The organism is Ruegeria sp. N8 (assembly GCF_056531325.1).
The window spans coordinates 47,527-54,577 of record NZ_JBQFLQ010000015.1 but is presented as its reverse complement, the minus strand read 5'-3'; the positions used below and the strand labels follow the sequence as shown (position 1 = coordinate 54,577).

Below are 7,051 nucleotides of genomic sequence, written 5' to 3'. Positions count from 1 at the left end.
CATCAGAACGCGGCGTAGATTGAAACTACGGCGAGCCTGATCCTCCTAAGCCAATCAAACGCTCGTGTTCCAAATCATTCGATGACGGACACCAACCCCGAAACACGGTCAGGATTATTTGCGGCAAAAGCCGCGGCAATGGTTGCCCCAAAAGAAACGCCAAACAATGAAACTTTTTCGATCCCTGCTGCGTCCAGTACGGCCTCAACATCTTCGACGATCCGATTCAAAGACACATCCTGCACGCCCCTCTGGGACAAGCCATTGTTTCTACCATCAAACCGATAAAGGCAGTGATTTTCAGAAAGCAGCGGCAACCACCCGGCGATGGTGTTCATCGTCCAATCGTATTCCAGATGCCTAAGCCAGTTTGGTGTGACCAGCAACTTTCTACCACTTCCAGTGGATGTCCAGGCAAGCGTTGTACCGTCTTTTGATTTTGCAAAGCGGACGTCTTGAGAGCTAGCCAGCAGCTTGTTCTTTGCGCGTCTTTTGTCACCATCTAAATCAATAGAGTAGGCTTCCACTGGATTTGGAATTCCCTTCAACCGTATCGAGCTTTCTGGTCGCAAAGCAACCGCCAGCGAAGTTCCCGCAACTTCAGCAGCTGTCTTGCTGATGAGACAACTTCCAATATGCGCGCTGGACTGAAGGCGCGACGCAACATTCACGGCCTCTCCGAACAAGTCTGTGCCATTTGGCATTACGTCACCAACGTGGAGACCTCCTCGAAGTGTTACGTCTTCATCTCTCATCTGATTGAAAATCTGGCTGGCAGCATTAATTGCATCTGTGGCTGCAACAAACTCAACCAAAGCACCATCTCCCATCAGCTTGAATATTCGTCCTTTGTTTTCATGGACCAATGGTCTGATCACATCGTCCAAAATGCGTTGTAGAGTGTTCAGCGTGGTCTCAGCATCCTCTGACATGCGCTTGGTATAATCGACGACATCGAGGCTTAGGATCGCAGCAATTTTCCGCTTCATCAGTCGATGTGATCCTTATAGCTAAACCAATTCCTCTGAACCAAAATTAACAGACGAATAGATTTTTGTGACCAAAACTTGTGCCTGGACATTTTGCTAAGCCTGCAAGTTCCCAAACTTGCGTTGAAACACACAGCCGAGCAAAATGTCTTACTGGCTGGCGAAACCTAGAATTAAGGTGAATGATTAACGCATTTCGCGATGCTAACTAAGGTTCACTTCGAAATATCAATTCTAAAGGTGTCAGTCCGTAGTTCTTCTCATCTGTGACCGACGGCAGCCCGAAGCGGAACTTCGACTCTGAGCTTTGCAAAATCTAACAAGCGGACGGCAGCTACCATTAGTGTGAATGGCTTGAAGGTATCGAGCGCTTCGCCACGGCGACTATTTAAAAAAATGACTGCGAGAAACTAGGTGGCTGAAACTGCTCTCTGACAGGAAGCAGGCGTCCCCGCACACTTTCGCGCAATTCGAGCTTAGCCCAAGGTGTTGCCGGTGATGAAGGTGTACGAGCTTTCTACCAGATCGATGACGACATCCAACTCTTCTGGTGTGGTCGGTGTATATATCATGACAAAGCCACCCCACCCAGGACGTTGCCTGGCCCAAGGGTGAGCTACGGCCCAGCCGGCCTCAATTGCCCGTCGCGCGATTGCCGGATGCAGAGACGCGTGCAAGCTGCCATCAGGATGCATATGCGCAAACTCAAACCCACCCACGATAGAGTTCGGTTGAGACAGCAGCATGTCGGGATCAAGCTGAAAACCAATCGCGCCGGGTAGCGATATGCGTGTCGGGCCAAGTGTGACCCCTGGGAGTTGCGCAACACGCTCCAGCAATAGCTTGGCCAAGTCGGTATCAATTTCGACACCAATCTGAGTATGCGGTACGCCGCTTGTCGTTTCAGGACGGGGTGAGGTGCGCTCCGGCAAGGGGCGCTCTTGTGCGGATGCCAACGGGCACGTCAATGCCACCGCCGTTGCAGCAACCGCCAATGCTCTCAGGATTTCATTCATCATGTTGACCATCCGCCAAAATCAAGGAATGAGCGTTCAGCGCAGTATCGGTGCCCTTGCACACATCATTCAGCCTTTAACGCTTCGATATTGATCAAGAGCTCTATCTCGTCGCTCACCGCTGGCGCAAATGCCCCAAGTCCGAATTCAGACCGCACGATGGTCGCCGTGGCTGCCAGGCCTAGGGTCGGCGTGCCCTCTTTTGGGCCAAACGGGTATGGAGCTGACTTGTTAAGCGTTGTTTCCAAAACAACAGGTTTGGTGATGCCATTCATGGTCAGGTCGCCAGAAATATTCGCGGTATTGTCCCCGGTGACTTCAATGCTGGTCGAGGCGAATGTGACTACGTCACCGTCAGTCGCGCTAAAAAAGTCATCGGACATGAAGTGTTGCAAACGGGCATCCCAGCCCGTGATCATGGATTTTACAGGCATAGACACTAAGACAGATGATGATGACGGATCATCTTCGTTGAACTCTATCTCACCGCTAAAACCTGAGAACATTCCAAATGTTTCTGAAAAACCGATGTGGTCGTAGCTGAACAATACCTGGCTATGTCCAGGATCCAGCTCATAGGTGCCACTCTCGGACAATGCGTTTGTCGCGCCCATCGATAAGAGTACCGCCAGCGGGGTTGCTGCCACTTTGAACATTGATACGCTCCCGTTTTGACAAGACGTGTTTGTGGGATTTAGGTTTTGACCGACCAAGCTTTTAGAGCAAATAGTTCTACTATGCAACAAAATGTTCTATAGGAGAGGTGATTGAAAGAAGATCCTAGGCTGATCGCCACACGACAGGCGGCGCTTGATGCGGCGCAAAAGATACTTATGGATGAAGGCGTGCTGCACGTAACTCATGGCGCAGTTTCAAAGGCAACGGGCATTTCGCGCAGTACACTTTACAGGCACTGGCCAGATGCGCGTAGTCTGCGTGATGCAGCATTCCGGCGCATCGCAACACCACCGAACATACCGCCCAAAACCGATGGCCCGCTGCGATCTGACCTGCGTTGGTTACTCAGCGTACTGATGGGAGCCTTGAATGACACACCATGGGGTCAAATTGCACCTCAGGTAGTCGCTGCTGCGTCCACCGATGCAGAAGCGCGGTTGGTGATCACTGAATTCATGAAAGACAGGTTCGCAAGTGTTGAAGCAGTATTTGCAGCCGCAATAGACCGAGGTGAGATTGCCGCAGATGTTCCGGTTGAACAGCTTTTAGAACTAGCTGTCGCAGTACCTTATTTCCGCAAGCTCATACGTCACGAGGCGCTGAACGAAGAATGGTTGGACAAACATGTCGATCTGCTTTGCAGTATCGCGAAAACCAATTCGGGACAGTGACCATCGCCTGACTTTGAAATCAAAGCGACCTGCAACTGGCGCGAGATTTCGACAGGACAGCAAGTTATTATCAATAGCCTGTCCAGCCGGTTCCTAGTAGCGGTTGCTCCAAAAGGTCTCGGTAAACGATTGCTATGATGGTCCGCCGAAGTTTAAAAAGTCAGCATTCTGCGCACTGTCGACAGTGATGCACGGTGCAGCAATGACCGCTCTGCGGACAAAGCAGCCATCTCATCCCGACGAAAGTAATGCGGTTCGCTTTTTGACAACTGTTCTGATTTCGCGTCGAGCCATCAAAAATGATTTGGTGGCCGCGTGTTAGCCATCAAGGCTTGGGTATTTGTACCAACTAGACGCCGAGATGCCGATGGCTGACTTCACTATCCAGATCGCCCATTGCGCCTGACCAGATCGATCTGCCTCGTTCAAGGATTGTCGCTCGATCACAGACCGCTCGCAATTCGCTAAGCGATTTGTCGATTACCAGAATTGAAAGACCAGATTCACGTTTTAATTGCTCCACGGTCACCCAGATTTCACGCCTGATGTTTGGCGCAAGCCCCTCAGTTGCCTCATCCAAAATGAGCAAGCGCGGATTGGTAACTAACGCGCGCCCGATGACCAGCATTTGCTGCTCCCCGCCTGACAATGAGCCCGCAAGCTGGTCGGCGCGTTCGCTGAGACGCGGGAAAAGCGCAACGACCTTGTCTATATCCCAATGGCCAGGCCGGGACACAGCTATGAGATTCTCACGCACCGTCAGATCGCGAAATGCGCGTCGGCCTTCGGGGACAAGGCCGATGCCCAACCTTGCCACTTGGTGGCTCGCCAGTCTGCGAATGTCGGTGCCGGCAAAAACCATAGAGCCTTTGCTTCCGATCATTCTGCAAATAGCGCGTACGGTGGTTGTCTTGCCCATGCCATTACGCCCCATAAGAGCGACGACTTGGCCCGCTTCGATCGTCAGATCAACGCCAAAGAGGGCTTGGCTTTTGCCATAGCTTGCGACTAGGCCGGAGATGGAAAGAAGGCTCATAGGTTCTCTCCAAGATAAGCGCGCTGAACTATTGGATTTTTGCGAATATCTTCGACTGAACCGGTGGCAATCACACGCCCGTAATCAAGAACCGTAATTCGGTCAGCCAATTTGAAGACGACATCCATGTCATGTTCCACAAGCAGTATTGGGGCCTGATTTCGCAAGTCGCGCAGCAGGTCCGTGAGTAGCTGCGTGCCTTCCGCGCTTAAACCGGCCATTGGCTCGTCCAGTATGAACACCTTTGGTTCAAGGGTCAGCGCAACTGCGACTTCCAGTTGGCGGCGCTGACCATGGCTGAGTTCACCTGTTCGCTTGTCTGCAAAGTCGATCAGGTCCACGCGACGCAAAGCATTCTCTGCGTGATCGCGCAGGTTTTTGTCGCCAAGAACGGGTAGGAAGAATTGCCAGGGTCGGCTTTTGGCCCCAAGCGCGCCCAGCATGGCATTCTGCAAAACGGTGTCCTCTGACGCAAGAGAGGAAATCTGGAAGGTGCGTCCGAGCCCCAGCCTTGCCCGGTTTTTCGTAGTCTCGTGCGTGATATCCTGGCCCAGAAGGCGAATCGAGCCCGCGTCAGACTTCAGGCCGCCGCAGATCTGAGCAATGAGTGTTGATTTACCAGCCCCGTTCGGGCCGATCACGGCGTGAACTTCTCGGGGCCTCAGGTCCAACGTCACGTCGTCGTTTGCAATCAGGGCGCCAAAGCGTCGAGTGAGACCTTCAACTTGCAACACGGGCCGCATCATCGGTCGGCCCTTCCCGTTATGACGCCGTAAAGGCCGCCGCGGGCGAAAAGGACGACCACCAACAAAAGCAAACCAAGAAAGAATAGGAAGTATTCGCCAATGCCTCCAAGCGCATGCTCGAGTACGACGAACAGAGTCGCGCCCGCGACCGGCCCAAACGTCCGGCCCAGCCCTCCGAGGACTATGAAAACGATCAGTTCACCCGACATCTGCCAGCTGAACATCGTCGGACTGACGAAGCGATTAAGATCGGCAAAAAGCGCCCCCGCCAACCCACAGATCATGCCAGAAATCACCAATGCGATGAGTCTCAGCCGAAACGGATCAAGCCCGACGGCCTCCACCCGCTCGGAACTTTGCCGCGCAGCGTTTAACGCAAGCCCAAAGGGCGATTTTACGAGCCGAACGTTTAGCCAAAGGACTAGGCTCAGAATTGCAAAACAGATTCCGAAGAACTGAATGGGATCAAGCGTGTTCATCCCCGGGAACGAATTTCGAATGTAGATAGAAAGGCCGTCTTCTCCGCCATAGGCGGGCCAGCTGATTGCGAAGAAAAAAAACATCTGCCCGAAGGCCAGAGTGATCATGATGAAATAAACGCCGGTAGTTCGAAGCGACAGAAGCCCTATAATAAAGGCGGCAGCACCTGAAAACAGTATTGCCATCAACCAGATCACAGGCATGAGCTTGGTTCCAGAAATCGTGAACGGCCATTCCATCAATGGCGAATACGTCTGCGCGTGAAACGCCAGAATACCCATCGCATAGCCGCCAATCCCAAAGAAGACCGCGTGTCCGAGGCTCACGAGTCCTCCTAGCCCAAGCGCGACATTGAGACCAACCGCAGCCAGAGCGAAGATGACCGCGCGGGTCGCCAATGTAATTGTGAAGGGTTCGTCCGAGACCCAAGCCCAAAGCGGCACGCAAAAAAGCAGGCTCATGAGAATGGCGTTTAGTGCTTTTTCCGAGATCATGCGCGCGCCCCGAACAACCCGGTGGGTCTCCAGATCAGCACGCCAGCCATAAGAACGTAAATTGACATCGAAGCCAATGCCGACCCAGTCGACGTCGCAACATCCGGCGCCACGAGCAGTTTGAACAGTTCTGGCAGGAAGATGCCGCCCAGGGTATCGGTCAGTCCAACCAGCAAACTGCCGATAAGCGCCCCCCGAATGGACCCGATGCCCCCGATCACTATGACGACGAAAGCAAGGATCAGGATCGGCTCTCCCATTCCGATCTGGACCGATTGGATGGCACCTACAAGTGCGCCCGCTAATCCGGCGAGCGCCGCTCCGAGCGCGAAGACAAACGTGTACAAGCTGCCAATATCAACGCCGAGTGCTGCAATCATTTCGCGGTCATTTTCTCCGGCACGAATCTGAATGCCAATGCGGGTCCGTGAGATGAAAAGCCACAGTCCAACCGCCACCAAAAGCCCTACAAGGATGAGTACGAGGCGATATAGCGGATACTGAATGCCGCCTGGCAATGAAACGGGACCGGACAGATAGCTCGGAATATCGAGAAACAGCGGGAATGAACCGAAGATCCATCGCGTACCCTCGGAGAAAATCAGTATCAGCGCAAAAGTCGCAAGCACTTGCTCGAGATGATCGCGGGCATAGAGCCGACGAATGACTGCCAATTCGACGATGACCCCGGCCATAGCCGCCGCAGCAATGGCGGCTGCAACAGCCACTAGGAAAGACCCCGTCGCCGCAGCGGCCGCCGCAGCCGCAAAAGCACCGACCATGTAGAGCGATCCGTGCGCAAGATTAATCAGGCCCATCACGCCGAAGATCAGCGTCAAGCCGGCTGCCATGAGAAAGAGCATGAAACCGAACTGTATTCCATTCAGAATCTGCTCGGCAATAAGGATTAAAGTCACGGTTCGAGCAAAAACGGGCCGCCG

The 7,051-nt window shown here is 53.2% G+C and carries 8 protein-coding genes; 1 reads left to right on the top strand and 7 read right to left on the bottom strand.

All coding sequences use genetic code 11. From position 1 onward, the window contains the following. Positions 1 to 74: 74 nt before the first annotated feature. The 3 genes from ACR0C5_RS18710 to ACR0C5_RS18700 all read right to left on the bottom strand — a co-directional run bounded on the left by ACR0C5_RS18710 (position 75) and on the right by ACR0C5_RS18700 (position 2,661). Positions 75 to 989 carry an alpha/beta fold hydrolase gene (locus ACR0C5_RS18710; RefSeq protein WP_480878375.1) on the bottom strand — a complete coding sequence of 305 codons (915 nt, stop codon included), beginning with the start codon at positions 987 to 989 and terminating at the stop codon, positions 75 to 77. Positions 990 to 1,465: 476 nt separating this feature from the next. Next, positions 1,466 to 2,008 (bottom strand): luciferase domain-containing protein, encoded by a 543-nt coding sequence (locus ACR0C5_RS18705; protein ID WP_237216004.1) that lies wholly within the window; start codon positions 2,006 to 2,008, stop codon positions 1,466 to 1,468. A gap of 62 nt (positions 2,009 to 2,070) precedes the next feature. Further along, the gene (locus ACR0C5_RS18700) at positions 2,071 to 2,661 is read right to left on the bottom strand and encodes a YceI family protein (RefSeq protein ID WP_170774070.1); all 591 of its coding nucleotides are present in this window, start codon (positions 2,659 to 2,661) and stop codon (positions 2,071 to 2,073) included. A 111-nt stretch (positions 2,662 to 2,772) separates the two neighbouring features. On the opposite strand from ACR0C5_RS18700, the gene ACR0C5_RS18695 reads away from it, so the two are divergent. Further along, the gene (locus ACR0C5_RS18695; protein WP_170774072.1) at positions 2,773 to 3,354 is read left to right on the top strand and encodes a TetR/AcrR family transcriptional regulator; all 582 of its coding nucleotides are present in this window, start codon (positions 2,773 to 2,775) and stop codon (positions 3,352 to 3,354) included. Positions 3,355 to 3,703: 349 nt separating this feature from the next. Here the strand turns inward: ACR0C5_RS18695 and ACR0C5_RS18690 are convergent, their stop codons facing one another. From ACR0C5_RS18690 to ACR0C5_RS18675, 4 genes are read right to left on the bottom strand one after another with little or no spacing between them, the layout of a single operon-like run. Next, on the bottom strand, positions 3,704 to 4,390 hold the full coding sequence (locus tag ACR0C5_RS18690) for an ABC transporter ATP-binding protein (RefSeq protein ID WP_170774073.1): 687 nt from the start codon (positions 4,388 to 4,390) through the stop codon (positions 3,704 to 3,706). After that, on the bottom strand, positions 4,387 to 5,136 hold the full coding sequence (locus ACR0C5_RS18685; protein ID WP_170787782.1) for an ABC transporter ATP-binding protein: 750 nt from the start codon (positions 5,134 to 5,136) through the stop codon (positions 4,387 to 4,389). The genes ACR0C5_RS18690 and ACR0C5_RS18685 overlap by 4 nt, the downstream gene beginning before the upstream one ends. Continuing rightward, positions 5,133 to 6,110: a branched-chain amino acid ABC transporter permease gene (locus tag ACR0C5_RS18680; protein WP_480552439.1), complete on the bottom strand. Its 978-nt coding sequence runs from the start codon at positions 6,108 to 6,110 to the stop codon at positions 5,133 to 5,135. Before ACR0C5_RS18680 ends, ACR0C5_RS18685 begins: the two co-directional genes overlap by 4 nt. Then, a complete protein-coding gene (locus ACR0C5_RS18675; RefSeq protein WP_480878371.1) occupies positions 6,107 to 7,027 on the bottom strand; it encodes a branched-chain amino acid ABC transporter permease in 921 nt (306 codons plus the stop codon). Before ACR0C5_RS18675 ends, ACR0C5_RS18680 begins: the two co-directional genes overlap by 4 nt. Positions 7,028 to 7,051 lie beyond the last annotated feature (24 nt).

Bases quoted from the DNA above. Each gene is read 5' to 3' on its own strand.
- ACR0C5_RS18710 (WP_480878375.1), bottom strand. From the start codon at position 989: ATGAAGCGGAAAATTGCTGCGATCCTAAGCCTCGATGTCGTCGATTAT.
- ACR0C5_RS18705 (WP_237216004.1), bottom strand. From the start codon at position 2,008: ATGATGAATGAAATCCTGAGAGCATTGGCGGTTGCTGCAACGGCGGTG.
- ACR0C5_RS18700 (WP_170774070.1), bottom strand. From the start codon at position 2,661: ATGTTCAAAGTGGCAGCAACCCCGCTGGCGGTACTCTTATCGATGGGC.
- ACR0C5_RS18690 (WP_170774073.1), bottom strand. From the start codon at position 4,390: ATGAGCCTTCTTTCCATCTCCGGCCTAGTCGCAAGCTATGGCAAAAGC.
- ACR0C5_RS18685 (WP_170787782.1), bottom strand. From the start codon at position 5,136: ATGATGCGGCCCGTGTTGCAAGTTGAAGGTCTCACTCGACGCTTTGGC.
- ACR0C5_RS18680 (WP_480552439.1), bottom strand. From the start codon at position 6,110: ATGATCTCGGAAAAAGCACTAAACGCCATTCTCATGAGCCTGCTTTTT.